The 20,151-nt window shown below is 71.1% G+C and carries 16 protein-coding genes; all 16 read right to left on the bottom strand.

The annotated features are described in order from the left end of the window. Window positions 1-226: 226 nt before the first annotated feature. Entirely contained in the window at window positions 227-1,945 is a 1,719-nt protein-coding gene (gene argS / locus EDC02_RS00410; RefSeq protein WP_123600201.1) for an arginine--tRNA ligase, read from the bottom strand. A gap of 129 nt (window positions 1,946-2,074) precedes the next feature. After that, window positions 2,075-3,478 (bottom strand): glutamate--tRNA ligase, encoded by a 1,404-nt coding sequence (gltX, locus tag EDC02_RS00405; protein WP_123600200.1) that lies wholly within the window; start codon window positions 3,476-3,478, stop codon window positions 2,075-2,077. Between the two features lie 118 nt (window positions 3,479-3,596). Then, complete coding sequence (locus EDC02_RS00400; protein WP_123600199.1) at window positions 3,597-4,520, bottom strand: glycosyltransferase family A protein; 924 nt, start codon at window positions 4,518-4,520, stop codon at window positions 3,597-3,599. After that, window positions 4,517-5,143, bottom strand: coding sequence for a glycosyltransferase (locus EDC02_RS00395; RefSeq protein ID WP_233605663.1), 627 nt, complete (start codon window positions 5,141-5,143; stop codon window positions 4,517-4,519). The genes EDC02_RS00400 and EDC02_RS00395 overlap by 4 nt, the downstream gene beginning before the upstream one ends. Before the next feature lie 73 nt (window positions 5,144-5,216). Then, complete coding sequence (locus tag EDC02_RS00390) at window positions 5,217-5,699, bottom strand: UDP-N-acetylglucosamine--LPS N-acetylglucosamine transferase (RefSeq protein WP_199757458.1); 483 nt, start codon at window positions 5,697-5,699, stop codon at window positions 5,217-5,219. Window positions 5,700-6,064: 365 nt separating this feature from the next. Beyond that, entirely contained in the window at window positions 6,065-7,420 is a 1,356-nt protein-coding gene (locus EDC02_RS00385) for a hypothetical protein (RefSeq protein ID WP_123600197.1), read from the bottom strand. Beyond that, entirely contained in the window at window positions 7,399-8,301 is a 903-nt protein-coding gene (locus tag EDC02_RS00380; RefSeq protein WP_123604366.1) for a sulfotransferase domain-containing protein, read from the bottom strand. Before EDC02_RS00380 ends, EDC02_RS00385 begins: the two co-directional genes overlap by 22 nt. 7 nt (window positions 8,302-8,308) lie before the next feature. After that, the gene (locus tag EDC02_RS00375; protein WP_123600196.1) at window positions 8,309-9,808 is read right to left on the bottom strand and encodes a lipopolysaccharide biosynthesis protein; all 1,500 of its coding nucleotides are present in this window, start codon (window positions 9,806-9,808) and stop codon (window positions 8,309-8,311) included. Next, on the bottom strand, window positions 9,805-11,103 hold the full coding sequence (locus tag EDC02_RS00370) for an O-antigen ligase family protein (RefSeq protein ID WP_370461402.1): 1,299 nt from the start codon (window positions 11,101-11,103) through the stop codon (window positions 9,805-9,807). The genes EDC02_RS00375 and EDC02_RS00370 overlap by 4 nt, the downstream gene beginning before the upstream one ends. Beyond that, a complete protein-coding gene (locus EDC02_RS00365) occupies window positions 11,096-12,874 on the bottom strand; it encodes a lipopolysaccharide biosynthesis protein (RefSeq protein ID WP_123600195.1) in 1,779 nt (592 codons plus the stop codon). The genes EDC02_RS00370 and EDC02_RS00365 overlap by 8 nt, the downstream gene beginning before the upstream one ends. After that, entirely contained in the window at window positions 12,867-13,415 is a 549-nt protein-coding gene (locus EDC02_RS00360) for a DapH/DapD/GlmU-related protein (RefSeq protein ID WP_123600194.1), read from the bottom strand. Before EDC02_RS00360 ends, EDC02_RS00365 begins: the two co-directional genes overlap by 8 nt. A 113-nt stretch (window positions 13,416-13,528) precedes the next feature. After that, a complete protein-coding gene (locus EDC02_RS00355; RefSeq protein ID WP_123604364.1) occupies window positions 13,529-15,466 on the bottom strand; it encodes a delta-60 repeat domain-containing protein in 1,938 nt (645 codons plus the stop codon). Between the two features lie 181 nt (window positions 15,467-15,647). Continuing rightward, a complete protein-coding gene (locus EDC02_RS00350; RefSeq protein ID WP_233605662.1) occupies window positions 15,648-17,372 on the bottom strand; it encodes a glycoside hydrolase family 26 protein in 1,725 nt (574 codons plus the stop codon). Between the two features lie 122 nt (window positions 17,373-17,494). Further along, a complete protein-coding gene (gene rdgB, locus EDC02_RS00345; protein ID WP_123600193.1) occupies window positions 17,495-18,124 on the bottom strand; it encodes an RdgB/HAM1 family non-canonical purine NTP pyrophosphatase in 630 nt (209 codons plus the stop codon). Next, complete coding sequence (rph, locus tag EDC02_RS00340; RefSeq protein ID WP_123600192.1) at window positions 18,121-18,849, bottom strand: ribonuclease PH; 729 nt, start codon at window positions 18,847-18,849, stop codon at window positions 18,121-18,123. Before rph ends, rdgB begins: the two co-directional genes overlap by 4 nt. 94 nt (window positions 18,850-18,943) lie before the next feature. Continuing rightward, window positions 18,944-20,095 carry a glycosyltransferase family 1 protein gene (locus EDC02_RS00335; protein WP_123600191.1) on the bottom strand — a complete coding sequence of 384 codons (1,152 nt, stop codon included), beginning with the start codon at window positions 20,093-20,095 and terminating at the stop codon, window positions 18,944-18,946. Window positions 20,096-20,151: the final 56 nt, after the last annotated feature.

The raw sequence follows: 20,151 nt of genomic DNA, 5'->3' as shown, positions 1-20,151 counted from the left end.
TACAGCGTACACGCGACAGGATGTGCAACAGCATCTGTGAATGAACATCTAAAGCAGACAAATAAGGACCTTTATCCTGGTCCAGTCGGGGTCACACGTACTGGTCCCGCTTCCCACTGGCCCGTCAGCGACGGGTTCACGGCTTAGGCGACCTGGGTACGCGTCCACATCCACATCCGCCGCCGATTGCCGGCCCGCTCCGCTACCCGCCGCCGGGAGCCATCAGCTACATGCGGTCCGGGGTGGCAATCCCCAGTAGGTGCAAGCCCTGGCGCAGGACGTGGGCGGTGAGGTCACACAGGGCGAGCCGGCTGTCGCGTACCTCGCCGTCGGCGCGCAGGACCGGGCAGTGTTCGTAGAAGCCGCTGAAGGTGGTGGCGAGGGTGTGCAGGTGGCCGGCGAGCCGGTGGAACTCCAGGGTCTGTTCGACGCCGGTGACGACGGTGCCGAAGTTGGCCAGTTCGAGGGCGAGGGCGTGTTCGGCCGGGTGCGAGACCACGATCGGGGTCGTGGTGGGTTGTTCGATCCCGGCGCGGCGGAAGATGGACCGAATCCGGGCGTGGGCGTACTGCAGGTACGGGGCGGTGTTGCCGTCGAGGGACAGCATCCGTTGCCAGTCGAAGACGTAGTCCTTGATCCGGTCGGTGGACAGGTCGGCGTACTTGATGGCGCCGATCCCGACGGCGCGGGCGACCTCGGCGATTTCCGCCTCGGGCAGGTCGGGGTTCTTCTGCCGGGCGAGTTCGGCGGCCCGGGTCACGGCCTCGTCGAGCAGGCCGACGAGTTTGATCGAGCCACCGGCCCTGCTGCGCAGCATCTTGCCATCCGAGCCGAGGATCGAACCGAAGCCGATGTGTTCCGCCTGGATGGGCGGGTGCAGCCAGCCGGCCTGCCGGGCGACCGCGTACACCATCTCGAAGTGTTGCCGTTGCGGTTGGCCCACGACGTAGAGCAGCCGGGTCGCGCCGAGATCCTGCGTCCGGTGGCGGATCGCCGCGAGGTCGGTGGCGCCGTAGCCGTATCCGCCGTCGCGTTTACGCACGATGATCGGCAACGGCTGTCCGTCGCGGCCGGTGAAGCCGTCGGGGAAGACGCAGGCGGCGTCGCCGCTGTCGCGTAGCAGCCCGAGCCGGTCCAGTTCGTCGGCCACCGGGGCGAGCAGGTCGTTGTAATAGCTTTCGCCGTAGAAGTCCTTGCCGGTGAGCAGGACGTCGAGCTGGTCGTAGACGGTGAGGAAGTACTTCTCCGACTCGGCGACGAGCATCCGCCACAGCCGCAGGGTCTGCTCGTCACCGCTCTGCAGGGCGACCACCCGCAGCCGGGCCCGTTGCTTGAACGCGTCGTCGGCGTCGAACTTGACCCTGGCCGCCTTGTAGAACGAGTCCAGGTCACCGACGGACAGCTCATGGGCGGCCTCCGATTCGCCCAGGTCGAGCAGATGCTCGATGAGCATCCCGAAGGGGGTGCCCCAGTCGCCCAGGTGGTTGGCCTTGATCACCCGGTGCCCGAGCCATGCCAGCAGTCGTACGGCGGCGTCACCGATCACCGTCGACCGCAGATGCCCGACGTGCATCTCCTTGGCGACGTTCGGCGCCGAGTAGTCGACGACCACTGTCTGCGGGTTTGCGCTGGGTGCGACGCCGAGCCGGGTGTCGGCGGCCACCGTCGACAGCAGCGTGCCGAGGGCCGGGTCGGCGACCGTCAGGTTGATGAACCCTGGTCCGGACACCTCGACGGCGCTGCAGAGGTCCGTCAGCTCCGCTCGGCCGACGACGTCGGTGGCGATGTCCCGTGGTGGGCGGCCGAGCCGACGGGCCAGGGGCAGGGCGGCGTCGGACTGGAAGTCGGCGTGCTGCGATCGCCGCACGACCGGATCGACCGGTTCGCCGGCCACGGCCGCAAACGCCTGGGCCAGCCGGTCGGCCAGCAGTTTCTCAAGACTCATCGGGTACGCCAATCATGCTCCGACGTGCCTCCACTAGGGAGACAGGTCATCCGGGAAATGCTCGGGAGCGGATCGATCGACGACCAAACGGTGACCGGCGGGGTCGATCCGCCGGTCACAGAAGTGGGTTCAGCTCAGGCGGTCGAGTGCGGCTCGCAGGCGAGCCAAGGTTCGCTCACGTCCGAGGATCTCGAGCGACTCGAACAACGGCAGCCCGACGGTGCGGCCGGTCACCGCGACCCGGACCGGCGCCTGCGCCTTGCCCAGCTTGAGTCCCCGCTCAGCACCCATGGTTTCCAGCGTCGACTTGAGCACCTCGGCCCGCCACTCGCACGTCCCGTACGCCTCGACCACAGCGGCCAGCAGCGCCGGGGCATCGACCTTCATCGCCTTCGCCCACGCTGCCTCGTCGGTGACCGGCTCATCGAGGAACAGGAAGTCGACCATCGGCACGATCTCCGACAGCAGCGCGATCCGGGTCTGCGCCAACTCGGCGACAGCGGCGAACGCGTTGGCGTCGTACGCCTCCGGCCGCCACGGCACGGTATCGCCGCGCAACCACGGCTGGCACGCCTCGATGAACGCCTCCACCGACAGCGCCCGAATGTAGTCCCCGTTGAAGGCGCGGAGCTTCTTCACGTCGAAGAACGCCGGCGACGGGTTGACGTCGGACAGCCGGAACTCCGCCACGATGTCATCCCACGGCAGGATCTCCCGATCACCCGACGGCGCCCAGCCGAGCAACATCAGGTAGTTGCGCATCGCCTCGGCGAGGTAGCCCTCGGCACGGAAGTCCTCCAGAGCCACCCGGTCCCGCCGCTTGGACAGCTTCTGCCGCTTCTCGTTGACCAGGATCGGCGCGTGCACCCACACCGGCGGCTCAGCACCCAACGCCTCCCACAGCAACTGCTGCTTCGGCGCGTTCGGCAGGTGCTCCTCAGCCCGGATCACATGGGTGACGCCCATGACCATGTCGTCGACCACGTTCGCCAGCAGGAACACCGGCGACCCGTCGCCACGGGCGATCACGAAGTCCTCGATCAGCGCGTTGTCGAAGGTCGGCTTGCCGCGCACCAGGTCGACGATCACGGTCGAGCCGTCGTCCGGCGTACGGAACCGCAACGCGCGACCTTCCCCAGCAGGCAGACCACGGTCCCCGCAGAAGCCGTCGTAACCCTTGTGATCACTGCCCGTCCGAGCGATCACCTGATCCCGGGCGCAGTCGCAGTAGTACGCGCGCCCAGCGGCGAGAAGCCGGTCGATGGCCTCGCGGTGGTGCTGGGCATAGTCGGACTGCAACAGCGGGCCCTCGTACTCACTCGGACCGATGCCGAGCCACTCCATCGCGTCCAGGATGCCCTGGACCCACTCCGGACGGTTCCGCGCCGCGTCCGTATCCTCGATCCGCAGCACCATCGTCCCGCCCGACTGTCGGGCCAGCACCCAGTTGAACAGGACAGACCGGGCATTACCGACGTGGAACATGCCCGTCGGGGAAGGCGCGAAGCGCACACGGATATCGGAACTGGCCACGGATAGCAGGCTACCGAACTACCGCCGCATACCTTCACCGATATCCGGCTCGGAGCGCCGCGAGGCACAGCGATGCCCCGCTCGTCTCAGCGGGCCGCCGCGCACCCAAGCCGTCGCGTCAGATGCCCCGGCCGCGCTTGTGCAGGGTACGGAGCACCATGTCCGGCCGTACCGCCCGGCTGGCGACGGCGAGGGCGAGGTAGGCGCGCGGCTCGCGCGGGTTGCGGGCCAGGGTGTGCCGGGCCCAGCGGATCGCCCCGCGGCGGTGCCCGGCGGCGGCCTCGGCGAAGGCGATCTGCCCGGCGACCCGGGCTTCGCCGGCCGGCTCGGTGGCGAACTCCGGGTAGCGGTCCAGCAGCCACTGCAGGGCGGTGGCGATGGTGTCCCAGCGCTGCGCGAAGTAGGACCGCTTGTGCCAGCGGACCAGCACGTACGGCGTACGCAGGTTGCGCAGCGGGGCGCTGCGGGCGGCCCGGAGCAGGAACTCGTAGTCCTCCGCGTAGCTGCCCGGGATCTCCTCGTCGACCAGCCCGAAGCCGTCGACCAGCGCAGCGCGCCGGATCAGGAACGTCGACGGGTGCAGCTCGGTCATCCGGTCGCGCAGCAGCGCGGCGAGTGACACGCTGTCGAGGTCGAGCACCCGGTCGTTGACGGTGCCGTCGTAGCTGACCTGGATGCCGCAGCTGACGAACTCGGCGTCCGGGTGGGCGAGCAGCTCGTCGACCTGGGCGGCGAGCTTGCCGGGCAGCCACCGGTCGTCGTCGTCGCAGAACGCGACCAACTCGCCGGTCGCGGCCAGGATGCCGCTGTTGCGGGCACCGGCCAGGCCGGCGGTCCGGCTGTTGCTGATCACCCGGACCGGCCGGTGCGGATCGTCGCTCGCCAGCGCGGCGTCCGGGGTGGACTGGTCGTAGACCACGACCACGTCGACGGGCGCCGGATAGTCCTGTCCGCGGATCGCGGCGATGGCCTCGCGCAGCAGCTCGGGCCGGTCCCGGGTGGGGACCACGACGCTGATCGTCGGGGTCCGGTCGGCGGTCACCGCGACCGCCGGCTGAGCACGCGGCGCGGGTTCGCCGACGAGATCAGCCCTTCAATGATCTCGCCGACCCGGGCGACGGCCGCGAGCCGGGCCGTGTCGGTGCCGGCGTCGGCGGTGATGCCGAAGCTCGCCGGCGCGCGCAGCCCGGCCTCCAGCGCCTCGAACAGTGCCGTGCGCGACTGGCAGAGCCGGATCAGCCCGGCGTCGGCCAGCCGGCGGGCGAACAGCATCTGATGGTCGTCGACGTGCTCGTCCAGAGTGGGATCCCGGGGTACGACGATCGGCAGGTGGCGGTGCCGGCGGGCTTCGAGGATGGTCGCCGGGCCGCCGTGGCACACCACCAGGGTGGACCGCTGCATGGCTTGTTGCAGCGCGTCGTGGTCGAGGAAGTCGATCGCCCCGGCCAGCTCCGGCGCTCGGCTGTGCCCGTACTGCACGATCAGGTCGGCCCGGTCGGCGGCGGCGGCGTGCCAGTCCTCCAACCAGCCGATCAGCCGGTCGAACCGGTGCCGGTCGGTCCCGACGGCGACCAGGATGGTTCCGGTACGCGGCCCACCGCGCTGCCGGGGGATCCGTGCGGCGACGCTGGTCGGCCCGGGGTTCGACAACGCGGATTCCACCACGATCAACTCCTTGACCTGGCCACTTCTACTCTTGTTACGTTCACATGTCATCGTCGTTGATAAATGCGCACAGCTATAGCAGGTTGCCGACGACGGTCGCCTCCGGGTACTGGCGCCGCTGCTCCTCCCACTGCACGAGCATCGCCGACAGGAAAGGGCGACACAGCCGCGCGGTGAGCGTCGCCGTGTCGATGCGGTCATAGACCTCGATGTAGATCGCCGGCACCCCGCGCAACCAGGCAAGGAACACGAAGGGAAAGGCCACTCCGGCACCGGTGGTGATCACGGCGGCGACCCGCCGCTGCCGGAAGATCCGCACCGCGAGCCGGGCGTTTCGGACGAGGTTCCGCAGGTTCCGGGTCGTCGGATGGTGCGCCCACATGACATCCTCGCCACGTAACAGCGAGGTGGCGTCCGGCGTGTCGAAGGTCACCCAGCACCGCGTCCGGTTGACGTACCACGGCTCGAGCGCGAGCAACTGCGCGAGGTGACCACCGCTCGAGCCGACCAGCAGGAGCGTGGGTGCACTGTCAACGTCAGGCACGTTGTTGGCCACAGATGCCCCCAGAGTTCACTAGCCGGCCAACCACTGTTTGGTTTGACAATATATGCGACCACGGCCGGAAAGAAAATTGGCGGAGGTCGCTTGACACCTTCCCGTCGATCCACTTGACCTGCGACAACATCCCCGACCACCACAGTTGGCAACTACTCCCCGAAACCACCCGACAACTGAGCATTTCAACAAACAGTTACTATCTGTGCCTAAGAATGTGAGACATTTTCTATCCGTTCGGTAGGATTAGTAGGTGAACAGAGTCGGGCACCACCGCCGGTACGCTGGCAATCGCGTGATCGACAATCTTGACGTCGGGCACACGACAAGGAAGTCTCACTATATGAGACGAGCCGGAGCGACTGTCAGTCGGCGCCCCGCTGCTCGATCACGTCCAGCAGCGCCGGGTGCAGCGCCGGATTCCACCCGGCGCCACCGGCCGCCAGCCGCCAGGTCCGCAGCCACATCTCAATCAGGTAACTCTGGACGATCAGCCGCCGCCGCTCGGCGTCCACACCCAACGCTGCGGCCAGCCGGTGCAGTTGGGCGTCCACAGCGGCCGCCGCGCTCGCCGCCGGAGCCCCGTCGAGCACCAGTTTGCGCTGAAAGGCGTCGTGTGCCAGGTCGAAGCCGACCGGCACTTCGGGGCCACTGTGCTCCCAGTCCCAGGCGACCAGCCGCCCGGCGTACCGGCCGAGGTTCCACGGCACCCAGTCGCCGTGCCAGTGGCCGAACTCGACCCGCACCTGCTCGAACCGGTCGGCCAGCCGTTCCACCGCCGCCGCCAACCGGCGTCCGGCCAGCGGGTCGGCGGCGTTGGCGGCAGGCCTGCCGGCCGCCGCCGCGCCGTCGGGCCGACCGGCCGCCGCCGTACCGTCCGGGTCGCTCGCGGCCGCGGCGGCCGACCGCCGCAGCCGATCCAGGAAGGCCGAGCCGGCCAGCGGCCGCGGCACAGCCGGCGCACCACCCCGCCGGGCGACCGCCAGCACCGCCGCCACCTGCGAGGGCTCGCCCACCCCGACCCCCCGCACGTCGGCGGGCAGCGGCTCGACGACGGTAACCGCCTGACCGGACCACTCGCCTGCGGCCAGCAACCTCGGCACCACCGGATGCTCACCCACCCCCGCGACCGGCGCCACCGCCGCCAGCGCGGCGGCCTCCGCCCGGACCAGTTCCCGGGTGGCGTCGTTCCAACCGATCTTGGCGTAGCCGCGTGGCCGTCCGGCCGCGTCGAACAACTGCACCGTCGGCTTGTGGTTCGGGTCCGGCGGACGGACCCCGATCGCCGCGTACCAGCGCGCCCCGCCGGAGTGCGCCGCCAGATGGTCGACCAGCGTCAGCTGCTCGGCCGGCTCCGGCCCGGCCGACACGGTCAGCACCGCCGGCCGGGTCACCTGCAGCACCCCGGTCCGGGCCGCCAGACCGAGCAACGCCCGGGGCAGTCGCACCCGTAGCGGGCGCAGCGCGTTGTACGCCCAGACCGAGGCGGCGGTCACCCGGCGCGGTCCCAACGGCAGCAGAAACCGGGCCCGGGCCGGCGACGGCACCACCGCGTACCGCGCCAGCAGCCGGTCGGCCGGATCCAGCGCCGGCTGCGACGCCCCGGCCGGCAGCAGCGTCAGCCGCACCCGTTCGTCCGGGAAGACCGCCCGGGTCACCCAGCCAAGACCGTCGTCGCGGCGACGCGGGTCGGTGCCGGTCATCGTGGCGCCCCGGCCCAGTCCAGCCGCAACCCCAGCCGCTGCGCCAACGCCTCGTTGTGCGGCTGGTAGTACGCAGTCAGCTCGGCCCGCAGTGCGTCGTCCATCGGCGCCGACCGGCGGTCGTTGTACACCTTGAACGTCGGCAGCTCATGCCCGGGCAGGCCGAGGAAATCGAGCGTACGCAGATACGCCGACCGGGTGTCGCGGTAGAACTCCTCGCTGGTCAGGAAGAGAAACTGGGCGCGGTCGAACCGGTCCAGCCAGGGCTCGAGATGCTCCAGGTAACGCCCGCGCGCCCGGTAGGTGTACCAGTCGTACGGCTCGGAAAAGTAGTTCGGGTCGACGATCAGCCGGTCGCGCTCACCGGCGGTCCGCTCCGGCTCGCTCGCCAACGCCTGTGGGAAGTCCAGCGGCTCCTTGCCCTCGGTCCGCCGTTCCTTCCAGTGCGAGTACGCCCGCTCCACCGGATCGCGCAGCAGCACGATCAGCCGTACCTGGGGCAGCAGTTGCTGGACCCGCTCGGCGGCCGTCGGGTGGAACATGTACAACGGAGCGGCCTCACCGGCGCGCACCGGGCCGCCGTACCGGGCGGCCAGGGCAGCGCGCTGACGCTCGGTCGGGAAGTGCGACCGGTACCACGCCTCCCCCCGCGACCAGTGCTCCTCGAAGTAGTGGGTGGCCTTGGTGTTCCAGGCCGGGAAGAGCCGCGGCACCAGCGGATGCTGGATCAGGTAGTTCCACAGCGAGGTGGTGCCGCCGCGCTTCGTGCCGATGATCAGGAAGTCCGGCAGCGGGCGACGGTGACTGGTACGTACCCCGTAGTGCACCATCGACTCGCGTACCCGGTCGGTCACCTGGGTCGGTACCGCCTGCTTGATGCGGTCCCTGATGGACGCCATGGCCGTCTCACCCACCTCTCTGTCTGACGCTGCGCCATACCCGGCGCCGCACACCCGGCAGCGCCGACACTACGATCACGACCGCGCCGACCAGGGCCAACGCGGTACCGAGGCCGGCCACGTCCCGGCCGGCCGCGGCGACCGCGACCACACTGACCGCCCCGACACCGGCCAGCGTCGCCGCCGCCGCCACCGACACCGACCGGTCCACCAGTGGCTGCCCGACCACCAGCCGGGCGGCGGTCGCCGCGATCAGGTTCTCCAGCACGATCCCGGTGGCCCAGGCCACCGCCACGCCGAGCACCCCGTGCCGGGGGACCAGCCAGAACGCCAACGACACCGTGGCCGTCAGATTCACCAGCGTGGCCACCAGATGCAGGCCGCTGTGGCCGCTCATCAACAGCAACGTCTGCACGTTACCGACCGCGATGTTCACCAGCATCGCGACGGCCAGCACCGTCATCGCCGTGGCACCGGCGGCGAACTCCGGCCCGAAGATGCTCAGTAAACCCGGTGCGAAGACCGCCAGCAGCAGATAGACCGGCCAGGAGAGCACGATCGCCCAACTGGTGGTCTGCCGGTGCACCGCCGCCGCCTCGGCCGGCCGGTCCGCGCCGAGCAGCCGGGACAGCTGCGGCGCGACCGCGACCCGCAGCCCCTGCAGGGCGAGCTGCCCGGCCAGGATGTACCGACCGACCGCGCCGAAGATACCCGCCTCGACCTGCCCGGCCAGCGCCACCGCCAGCAGCACCCCGATCCACATGCTGCCGGCGTCGATGGCGGCCGAGCCGGCCCTCGGCAGCGCGAACCGCCAGAAGTCACGCCAGTGCGCCGACCCGGCCCGCAGCCGGGCGCCGCGCCCCAGACCGAGCGGCCCGGCGACCAGACCGACGCAGACCAGCAGGGCGGCCAGCGCCGGCACCAGCCAGCCGGCCAGCCCGAGCAGCACCGCGCCGCTGGCCAGCGCGGCGAGGCCGACCAGCACCGGCCGGCCGATCGGCAGCAGGAAGAACTGCACCGCCACGTAGCCGCCGATCGGTCGGACCCCGCGTACCGCCGCGAGCATCAGACCGGTGGCGACCAGCACGGGCAACCCGACCGCGCAGAGCTGAACCAGGCGTACGGTGTCCGTGCTCGCCCGATCGAACAGGCCGACCGCGAGCTGCGGCGCGACCAGCAGCCCGACGACGGCCACCACGATGGCGAACGCCAGCGGCGGCAGCAACGCCACCGGCAGCATCCGGGCGGCATCCCCGGTGGCGCCGGTGCGGCGGCGGGGCAACGCCCAGAGCAGCCCCGTCTCGGCCCCCAGTGTGCAGACCGCGGTGGCCACGGTGAGCAGTCCGACGGCGGCGAAGAACGCGCCCGCGCCGGTCGGCCCGTAGCCGCGGGTGATGACCACCGCGAGGACGAAGCCGAACAGCCCGCTGACCGCCGCGCCGGCCAGCCCGATGGCGCCGCTGCGGGCGCTGCGCCGGGTCTCCCGCTGGTCGGTGGCCGCGGTCACCGTACGGCCCCGGCCAGACGCTGCGGGGCTGGACGCTGACCGGGCGGACGGCCCGGACGTTCCCGGTCGACGAGCACCAACGCCACCCCGGCGACGTAGAAGATCGCAGTCAGGTTCTGGTTGACCAGGCCGTAGAAGGGCAGCTGGACCAGGCCGATCAGCGGCACGACGGAGAGCCACTGCGCGGCCGCCGTGCGGGCCGGCCAGCAGCGGAGCCCGACGATCACGAACCAGCCGATGAAGCAGACCAGCGCCGGAACGCCGTGGCTGAACAGCACGGCCCACACCTGGCCCTGGGTGCCGATCGGCGCGTCGGCGGTGACCGTGTCGACCTGCACCGGTGCGCCGAAACCGAGCACCGGCGACCGCTGGACCCAGCGCAGCACCTCCAGGTAGAGCGACAGCCGGTCGGTGTTGGTGTCGCTGACACTCACCCGGCGCTCGATCAGCTCGCCGATCGGAATGAACAGGGTGACCAGCCCGCCGACGGCCAACATCCCGAGCATGGACGCCAACGCCTTGACGTTGCCCCGGGCCGCGGCCCGCAGGCCGAGCACGGCCAGCCCGACGCCGAGGCTGAGGAACATGCCCCGGTTGAGGGTCAGGAACGCCGGCGGCAGCGACAACGGCAGGGCGACCAGCAGGACCGTCCGGGCCGGGCCCCGGGCACCGAGCAGCAGGCAGGCCACCACCGCCGGCAGGGTGATGGCGAATGTGCTGCCGTACGTGTTGGTGTAGGCGAACGGGGCCGCCGGCCGGAAGATCGGATTGGTCGAGCGGGCGCTGTACTCGGTGGCCTGGGCGTGCACCATGTCCCGGATGAACGGGTTGCCGGACAATCCACCCGGTAACACCAGTTCGAACGGAGTGACCATGCCGAACCGGGGCATCAGCAGGCCGAGCCAGCCGAGCAGCACCAGGGCGACGAAGAAGGCGCACAGCGGGCCGAGCACCACCGTCAACGCGTCCCGCTCCCGCGCCATCGTGTACACGTAGCAGCAGACGACGATCGCGGTGACGTAGAACAACAACCGGAAGGTGAAGGTGAGCAGCGCGCCGACGTCGGCCAACTGGGTGGCGCTGACCACCACGAAGGCCAGGAAGGCCAGCCAGAGCCCGGCGCCGGCGGGCAACGGGATCCGTCCCCGGACGAACATGACGATCAGCAGCAGCGCGCCGAACACCGGCCAGCCGAAGTAGAACAGCCCGCTGAGCCACCAGACCGGCACCAGGCCGAACATCAGCCACAGCGGCCAGATCGGCAGCGCCGGGGGGTGCCGGGCCAGCTCAACCACGGCCGCTGCCGGTAAGCACGAAGCCGAGCGGCTCGGCCCCGGCGGCGCGCAGCCGGTCGGTCAACCGGCGAAGGTCGGCCAGCCGGGTACGGTCCCGCTCGACCACGACGATCGCGGTGCCGGTCCGCGCCTCCCGCACGCCACGCTCGTCCGACTCGGCCGGTGGGGCGTTGAACAGCACGATCTCCCCGTCGCGCGGTGCCTGGGCGTACAGGCCGATCCGGACCATGCCGGCCCCGACGGTGAGCGCGTCCGCCGGCAGCGTACGGACCGGGATGGTGGCCACCACCGGGCTGCCGCCGCCGGCCGGGCGATCGCCGGCCGGCGGCCGGTCCCCGCCCGCCGGCCCGGACTGCCCGGTGCCCGGGGTCGGCCGGGGCGACGGTCGCCGGGCGGGACTCGCCGGGGCGTCCGCCGTGTCGGTCACCCGGGGCAGGATCACCGTACGGTCCTGGTCGACGTTGGGCAGAGAGAAGATGAGGGTGCTCTCCGGGTCGCCGCTGTCGCCGGGGCGCTGCTGCGCGCCAGGGCCGCCGCCGGCCGGGTCCAGCTGCGGCGTACCGCCGGCCGGCGACGGGATCGAGACGTCGTGGCCGCCCGCCGGAGCCGGCCGGCCCGGCGCGGCACCGTCCGGCTGCGCCGGCACGAACGGCCCGGACGGCACCCGGCGCCGGTCGGCGAGCAACGCGTCGCGCAGCGCGGTAACCCGGTGGCTGTCGTCGCCGATGTAGACGTCCCGCCCGTCGGCGGCCAGTGCGACGGCGAGGCTCGCGGTCATCGGCGTGGTGTCCTCCCGGTTACGCGACGAGATCACCACCACCGGGGTACGGACCGCCTGGCGGAGCTGTTCGGCGATGGCCATGCCGACGTACCGGACGTCGGCATCGACGGTACGCGCGTCGACCCGCAACCCGCGGCGGCGTACGGTGCCCAGCAGCGGCAGCCCGGCGACCTCGCTGGCCTCCGCCTCGCTGCGGATCCGCCGGTCCACCGATTCCCGCAGGTAGGTCAGCAGCACTCCGAGCACCGCGCCGACCAGCAGGCCGGCCAGTAGGTACAGGATCCCGGGCGGACCGTCGGTGGACAGCTGCTGCTGGGCGCTCTGGGTGATCCAGCCGGGCGTGACGTCGATCGCGGCGATCTCGGTACGGGCCGCGTTGAGCTCGGCCAACTGGTTGCTCAGCGAGCCGAACTCGGCCAGCGCCGCGTCGGCCGCCGAGGCGCTGTTCGCGTCGGCGATCCGACTCTGCGCCGCGTCCTGCTGCTCGGCCACCTTGACGATGCTCCCGTCGTAGGAGGCCAGCATGTCGGTGCGCTGCCGCTCGTACATCTCCTCGCGCACCTGCAGGTAGGTGGCGGCCGCCAGGTTCACGGTGTCGACCGCCTCGTCGACCGTGCCGGTCGAGTAGGTGAACCGCAGGATCTGGCCGCCGGTGGGGACCTCGATCTGCAGTGCCCGGCGGACCTCGACCACGTCGGCCGACCGGGCGTCGGCGATCCGGGCGAGCACCTCGGTGCTGGCCGCGATGCCACTCTCGACGTTCATGTTGATCGACCGGTCGGCGCCGGCCCCAGGGTAGGTGAAGGCGTCGGTGACCACCGGCCGGACGGCGACGACCGCGGTGGCCGAGGCGGCGGGTGGGGCCACCACCAGGTAGCCGATCGCCAGCAGCAGACCGGTGGCGGCGCCCGCGACGACCGTCAGCCACCGCAGCCGCGGGATCCGCAGCAGGTCGGTGAGGGTCACGGTCCGGGCTGGCTGGTCACTCATCGAACTTTTTCACAATCTGCTGCGGGTTGCCGATCACGACGACCCGATCGGGTACGTCGACGCGGACCACCGTGCCGGCACCGACGACACTGTCGTGGCCGATCCGGACGCCCTTCATCACCAGGACGTGCGCCCCGATCCAGACGTTGTCACCGACGACGATCGGTGCCCGGGTCGCCGGGCCGGGCGGTGCGTGGCGCAGCTGCGGCGGAAGATTGTGGAAATCGTTGTCCATCAGCTCGCAGTCGGACAGCAGGCACCGGTCGCCGACCTCGACGCTGGTCCAACTGCCGATCCAGGTGGCGTTGAGCAGGCAGTCGGCACCGACGGTGACCTCACCCGTGCCGGCGAAGCGGACGAACTTGTTGAGCCGGGTCCGGTCGCCGATCGTCACCCGTACCCCACGGCGGAGCCGGATCCGGCCACGGATCTCCACGTCCCGGCCGAGCTTCAGGCGGGGGTAGCGCAGCTGGTAGTAGGCCCGCTTGACGGCGAACACCAGCCGCGGCAACGCGCCGTGCCGACGTGTGCTCGAACCCACCGGTCCGCCTCCCCTGTGCAACGATGCCTCACCCTACAAAATGGCCGGTGGGCCGGCAGCAGGGATGCTGCCGCCGACCCACCTCGGTCACCGGGGGGCGTTACGCCGCCCGGTCACTCGGCCGCGAAGAACATCGACCGGTTGGTCCAGTCGAGCGCCGGGTCGGGCTCGGCCAGCACGGTTGCCGTGGTGCCGGCCACCGCGACGTCGGCGGTCGGGTCGAACGGCACCGCCCGCAGCCGCCCGTCGGACGAGCCGAACACGATGCTGCCGGCCACCCAGGCCATGCCACGGACCGAACTCCAGGTGACGCCGTCGGTCGGTACGGTGAACTCGGTGGCGCCGAGGTAGTTGCCGTCGAGTTCGAAGTACCGGTAGAACAGCTGGTCGTTGCCACTGCCGGAGCGGGTGTAGTAGAGCCGGCCGTCCAGGTAGAACGCAGCGTTCAGCGACAACGCGTCGAACCAGGAGTTGTAGCCCGAGCTCTCCCACGGCCCGCCGACGCTGCTGCCGTTGAACATCGAGATGTCCAGCCGGCTGCCGGTGTCGGTGCCGGCGACCGGGCGGGCCCAGTAGATCCGGTCGTGCACCCGCCACACCGCGCCGGCGTCGACCAGATTCGGCTGGTTGGTGACGGCAGCCGTGCCGAGCGTGGCCCCGTCGAACGGCACCTTGGTCAGGTCGCCGTTGGCTGCCGCCAGGTAGAGGTAGCCGGTGCTGCCGGTCGGCGGGTTGCGCGGCACGACGGTCCGCCCACCCGCGTCCGGGAACATGCCCAGCCGACCGTGGTACTCGTTGCCCATCCCGTCCGAGTTGTGGCCGAAGTAGAGGCCGTCGGAGCCGAACCAGAGCACCGGCACCGCGGAACCCCAGCTGCTCGCGCCGGGCGGCAGCGCTGATCCGCCGCTGCGCCGGGGGTTCCAGTTGACCGGCATCCCGGTCGCCACAGTCACCGCGCCGATGCCGAGCCGGTCGACCGCCCCGTCACCGGCGTTGTCGCTGCGGTTCGGGTTGTTCAGCCAGCGGAAGTGCCCACCGGTGTAGGCGATGCCGTCGCGGACCACCACCGAGGTGATGGTGTCGTTGCCGGTGAAGTTGAGCCAGGTGGCGTCGAGGCCGCTGCCCCGGTCGGCGGTCTCGTAGCGGGCCAGCGCGTCGCAGTACGCGGTCGGCCAGCCCGATCCCCCGTTGGTGCCGACGACGAAGTAGCTGCTGTCGTCGCCGAAGCTGATGTCCTGGACGTAGTGGGTGAAGGTCCGCCAGGAGCAGTTCGGGGCGAACCGGTGGTTGCTGTCCCAGTCGACCAGGACCGGGGTGCCGGTCAGGTCGACCATCGCGATCTGCTCCCGGATCAGGCCTTCGACCTCGCGGAAGTTGCCGCCGAAGACCAGCGTGTCACCGTCGGGTGCGACGTCGAGCGTCCACACGTACGGTGGCACGTCGTGCCGGCCCACCGCGATGTCGACGTCGAAGGTCGGATCGATCGCACCGGTGTCCACGTCGAGCCGGGCGAGCCCGGCGTGCTGGGTGCCGTTGACCCAGTTGAACGCGCCGCCGATGTAGAGCCAGTCACCGCTGACCTCCATGTCGCGGACCACTCCGCCGTCGGAGCGGCCCTCCCAGGACGGCACCGTGGCACCGGTCGCCGGATCGAGGGCGACCAGATTGCGGCGGGCCTCGCCGTTGACGTTGCGGAAGACCCCGCCGACGATCAGCTCACCGGCCGGGGTGACCTCGAGGGTGTTCACCGCACCGTCCAGGTCGGGCTGGAAACCGGCGACCAGCGCGCCGGTGGACCGCTGGTAGCCGAACAGGTACGGCCGGGCCTCCCAGGGCGCCGAACTGGTCGGCCGGACCTCGGTGAAGGTGCCACCGACGAAGACAACGCCACCGATCTCGGCGAACGCCCGGGCTTCGCCGTTGCGGGCATGTGGAGTGTGGTCCGCCGGATTGGTCGAGACCAGAGTGGCCGGAGCCGGGGTGGGGACGACGGCGGCGCCCGCGGCCGTCGCGTCGATGATCAGTGTAAGCACCGCAGCCGTCGCGACCAGGGACAATACCCACGGACGACGGCCGCTGGACAGACGCCAGCCAGGCTGGGATTGGTTCACGCTTCCCTCCAGATGGGAAATTGTCTCAGACAGCGTGCGCCAACCCCAGCCGGGTCAGACATCCACCGATCGGACGGTGACCGATCGGGTTTCTACCAGATCTGCTGAACGTCCTATCAGGTCAACTCCGGCCCGGCAGCGGCTGCCGGAAATACGGATCCTTGCCGGCCCTGGTGAACCCGGCCAGTGCGGACGGGTTGTGGTTCATCGTCATGTTGCAGGTGGCCGACGTGGTCGTCGATCCGGCGGAGTTGAAGTAGACCACCGCCTTGATCTTCGGATGCGCCTTGATCGCCGCCGGGAACTGCTCGAACCACCGCTGCTTCGCCGCCGGGTCGTCCGGGTCGAAGTTGCTGCCGAACTCGGCCAGCATCCGGGGTTTGCCCACACCGATGCGGTGCTCGTCCAGCCACCGGTAGAACCCGCCGACCGTGGTGTGCGGATCCTTCCAGGTCTTGCCGCCGTTGCAGGCGTAGAAGTTGTACGGATCGTAGCCGACCCAGTCCACATAGGCGTCACCGGGGTAGAGGTCGGCGTACCGGTCGTAATGGCCCGACCAGCCCATCATCACCCACACCCAGACCGCGTTGTCCGCGCCGGCCTTCGCGAAGCGTTGGTGCACGTGCCGCCAGGCCCGCACGAAGTCGGCGTCGCTGCCCTTCGCCGGCTCGTCCTCCGGCTCGTGGTCGAAGCCCATGAACACCGGCACCCCGGTCGCCTTGATCCGGCCGGCCACGTCGTCGATCACCGAGTCGTACCGGCCGCTGTAGACGTCCCGCCAGCTCAGCGTGGTGCCGGAGGAGAAGATCCGGGACTCCCAGGCGAAGAACATCAACCGGCCGCCGCGCATCTGCTCCTGCTCGAACTTGTCAGGGAACGCCCCGTTGCTGCCGGCGTTCGAGAAGTCGTGATAGCGGTGCACGATGTCGAACTTGCGCCCGACCTGCGCCTCCACCTCGGCGACCGCACCCCCGTGGTTCCAGCCCTTCGCGGCGCTGGTCGGCGAGTACATCCCCCACCAGGCACCGCAGGCGGGCACCAGCAGGTCCGACACCGAGCCACAGCCGGCACCGGGGGCCGGCGGGCTGGCCGACGGGCTGGGCGCGGCGGTCGGCGAAGCGGAGGCCGATGCGGACGCCGACGGGGCCGGCGTGGTCGGCACCGGCGCGCTCGGCGGCGCCGACGGGGTGGGCGCCGCAGCCGGTGGCGGGCTGCTGGGCGCGTCCGCCGCCGGCTCGTAGCTGATCACCAGCCGTGGCCGGATCGACTGGTCGCGGTACTCGACCGACGGCCAGTAGACGCGTTGGTTCAGCCCGGTCTGGCGCAGCGCGAACGTGTAGGTGCCGTTGCCGGCGACCTGCGCGGACACGTCCCACTCGTTGTAGCCCTTGCGGACCGTCGGCAGCGTCGCGAGTGCCCGGTCGACGGTCCGGGCGATACCGTCCGCCCCGGCCAGCGACGGCCGCGACTGACGGGCGTCCACTGCGGTCCGGTACGCGGTGACCTGCGCGTCCAGGTCCTGCCAGGAGTACAACTGCAGGCGGACCCGCAGGTTGCGAACGGTCTTCGGTAGTTGGTCGACGGTGAACTCGACGATCGCGTCCCGGGCCCCCCGCGGGTTGCGCTCGCAGAGCGCGGGACAGGTGGCCAGGGTGGTCTTCGCCCCGTTGTCACCGTCCTGCGGCACGTCGGTTGCGGTGGTGTCGGCGGTCGCCGACACGGTGACCTCGTCGTCGGCGAGCAACGGCAGGGCGGTGACCACCATGCCGGCCAGCAGCGCGGCGCTGACGCCGCCGACGATGAGCCGGCGACGGCCGGACCCGGTACGCGCGATGACGTCGCTCAATCTGTGTCTGCTCAAGAAAACAGCCCCCCTGTGGCACGAGCTTGCCGCGCGAGCCTAACGGGGGTGAGCTCAGATGTACGCCGCGTAACCAGAGATCTAAGCACTAATTAAATCTACCGGCGTCATCCGAGGGTCTTCGCGACGACCTTCGCCATCAACCTGAATGCCTTGCCACGGTGGCTGATCGCGTCCTTCTCGGCCGAGCTGAGCTCGGCGTTGGTCCGTTCCTGGCCGTCGCCGATGAAGATCGGGTCGTAACCGAAGCCGCCGTCGCCACGACCGGCGTGCAACAGCCGGCCGGACTGACGACCTTCGACCAGGTGTTCCTTGCCGCCGGGCAGCACCAGGGCCGCCGCGCAGACGAACGACGCCGCCCGGTGCTCGTCCGGCACGTCGGCCAGTTGGGCCAGCACCAGATTCAGGTTGGCGAGGTCGTCACCGTGCCGGCCGGACCACCGGGCGCTGAACACTCCGGGCATCCCGCCCAGCGCGTCGACGGCCAACCCGGAGTCGTCGGCGACCGTCGGCAGCCCGGTGTGCCGGCAGCCTTCCCTGGCTTTGAGCAGCGCGTTCTCACCAAAGGTGAGGCCGGATTCGGGCACCTCCGGGTAGGGCTCCAGGTCGGCCAGCCCGACCAGTTGAACCCGGTGGGCACCGAGCGAGGTGTCCAGGATCCGCTGCAGCTCGGCCAGCTTCTTGCCGTTGCGGGTGGCGAGCAGCAGCCGGGTGCGCCCGGGAGGTGCCGCGCTCACCGGTCCAGCACCTTACGCTGCACGGCGGTCAGCTCGGCGCAACCGGCGACCGCCAGGTCGAGCATGGCGTCAAGCTGGTCCCGGCCGAACACCGCCGCCTCACCGGTGCCCTGCACCTCGACGAAGTCGCCGTCGCCGGTGCAGACCACGTTCATGTCCACGTCGGCCGCGACGTCCTCCAGATAGCACAGGTCCAGCCGCGGTTCGCCGTCGATCACGCCCACGCTGACCGCCGCGATCGAGCGCCGCATCACCCGGTCCGGCTTGCCGCTGAGCGCCTTGCGGTCGGCCAGCCAGCTGACCGCGTCGTTCAGCGCGACGTAGCCGCCGGTGATCGCGGCGGTCCGGGTGCCGCCGTCGGCCTGCAGCACGTCGCAGTCCAGCACGATCGAGTTCTCCCCGAGCGCCTTCAGGTCGACGGCGGCACGCAGGCTGCGCCCGATCAGCCGGGAGATCTCGTGGGTCCGACCACCCAGCCGGCCCTTGACGCTCTCCCGGTCCGACCGGGTGGTGGTCGCCCGCGGCAGCATGGCGTACTCGGCCGTAACCCAGCCCAGTCCGGACCCTTTCCGCCAGCGGGGCACCCCCTCGGTGACGCTCGCGGTGCAGAGCACCTTGGTCTGCCCGAACTCGACCAGCACCGACCCTTCCGGGTGCATGCTCCAGTTGCGGGTCAGGGTCACCGGTCGTAGCTGGGCGTGGGTGCGTCCGTCGGGTCGTGCCATGCGCAGAGCCTATGTGCCGCGCCGCGCCGGGCCCCGTCCGGGTCACACCGGACCCGTCCGGGCGCACCGTCCGGGTCACACCGGACCGGTCCGCTCAGGCGGCGACCGGCAGGCGGGCCACGACGCCGGGGGCGTCCAACACGGCGCGGTAGTGTTCGATCAACTCGTCGCCGATCGCCGCCCAGGTACGGCCGGCGACCGCGGCCCGCGCGGCCCGGCCGTACCGGGCCCGACGGGCCGGGTCGGCGACCAGGCCGGCGACCGCCCCGGCGAGCGCCGTCGGATCACCGGGCGGCACCAGCAGCCCGGTCACCCCGGACACCACCAGGTCCATCGGGCCACCGGCGGCCGGTGCCACCACCGGTACGCCGCTGGCCTGCGCCTCCTGCACGGTCTGGCCGAAGGTCTCGTGCGGCCCGGTGTGGGTGAACACGTCGAAGCTGGCGTACAGCCGGGCCAGTTCGCGGCCGTGCCGGGCGCCGAGGAAGCGGACCGCCGGCAGGGCGCGTTCCAACTCCTTGCGGGCCGGTCCGTCACCCACCACCACGACCCGTACGCCCGGCAGCCGGCTGGTCTCGGCGAGCAGGTCCACCCGCTTCTCGGCGGCGAGCCGGCCGACGTAGCCGACCAGCGTCTCACCACCGGGGGCCAGCTCGCGGCGGGTCTGTTCGCAGCGGCGGGCCGGGTCGAACCGGACCGGGTCGATGCCGCGGCCCCAGATGCGTACCCGGTCGATGCCGTTGGCGGTCAGGTCGGCGGCCGCGGCGGTCGAGGGCGCCAGGGTGCGGTCCGCCGCGTTGTGGATCTCGCGCAGCCAGCGCCAGACCGTCGCCACGCTCCACCCCAGGTGGTACGCGCGGGCGTAGGCGGCCACGTCGGTCTGGTAGACCGCCAGGGTGGGTAGCCGCAACCGGCGGGCGACCGTCAGTCCTCGCGCACCGAGCACGAACGGGCTGGCCAGGTGTACGACGTCCGGGGCGTGCTCGGCCAGCACCTCGGTCAGCCGGCGGCTCGGCAGGCCGAGCCGGAAGCTGCGGTACAGCGGCACCGGCAGGCTCGGCACCCGGACCACCGGGTACGGGTGGGCGCCGGCCTCCGCCCGCTCGGCGGCGGCCGGCGCTGGCGCCGGCGCGACGACCAACGGCTCGTGGCCGCGGGCGACCAGGTGTTCGGCGACCCGCACCACGGAGTGCGCCACCCCGTTGAGGTCCGGCGGGAAGGACTCGGTGACGATCGCGACGCGCATGGGTGTCACGGTCGCGCCTGTGCGGGTGGCCGAGGCTACGCCGCGTTGACCAGCGG

Origin of the sequence: Micromonospora sp. Llam0 (genome assembly GCF_003751085.1) — a bacterium.
In the GTDB taxonomy this organism is placed as follows: domain Bacteria; phylum Actinomycetota; class Actinomycetes; order Mycobacteriales; family Micromonosporaceae; genus Micromonospora_E.
This window is presented reverse-complemented; position numbering and strand designations above follow the sequence as displayed.